The organism is Mesorhizobium sp. M7A.F.Ca.CA.001.10.2.1, assembly GCF_003998575.1.
GTDB lineage: Bacteria > Pseudomonadota > Alphaproteobacteria > Rhizobiales > Rhizobiaceae > Mesorhizobium.
In genome coordinates this window covers 1-620 of record NZ_RZQY01001260.1, presented here as the reverse complement: position 1 = coordinate 620, position 620 = coordinate 1, and the positions used below count along the sequence as shown (strand labels likewise).

Here is a 620-nt window from a genome sequence, read left to right as displayed (position 1 = left end):
GCCTGCGGCAGCGCACGGGAGAGGCCAAGGCGACGGGCAAGGTGCGGCGCCATCAGGCCGATGAAGGTCAGCGGACCGACGATCAGCGTCGAGGCTGCGGTGAGTGCCGCGACCACCAGCAGCACGAGAAGCCGCGTCCTCTTCAGGTCAATGCCAAGGCCTTGCACAGCGGCGGGGCCAAGCGGCAGGATGTCGAGCCAACGCATGAAGAAAGGCGCGAGTGCGAAGAGGCAGACGGCGATGCCACCGGTGAGCAAGGCGTCACCGACATCGACGCCATAGGTCGAACCGGTCAGCCAGTTGAGCAGCAGCATGGCACGCGGATCGCCGGTGGCGGTGAGCACCAGGATCAGCGCGTCGAACAAGGCCGTCAGAGCAACGCCGGCAAGCAGCAGCCGCTCCGGCGCATAGGCGGCACGGCGGCCGATCGCCAGCGTCACCAGCAAAGCGGCGAAGGCGCCGATGGTTGCCGCCGCCGTCTGAACCGGGCGTCCGGCATCCGAGAGCGCAAACAGCGCCACCATCATGCCGAGCGCAGCACCGGCGCTGATGCCAAGCACTTCCGGGCTGGCCATCGGATTGCCGGTCAGCCCGGAAGTGCTTGGCATCAGCGCCGGTGC

At 68.2% G+C, this 620-nt stretch carries 1 protein-coding gene; it reads right to left on the bottom strand.

The genetic code is table 11. The features are described from left to right. On the bottom strand, positions 1–620 hold a 620-nt coding region (locus tag EN964_RS36520; protein WP_164776577.1), incomplete at both ends, for an iron chelate uptake ABC transporter family permease subunit.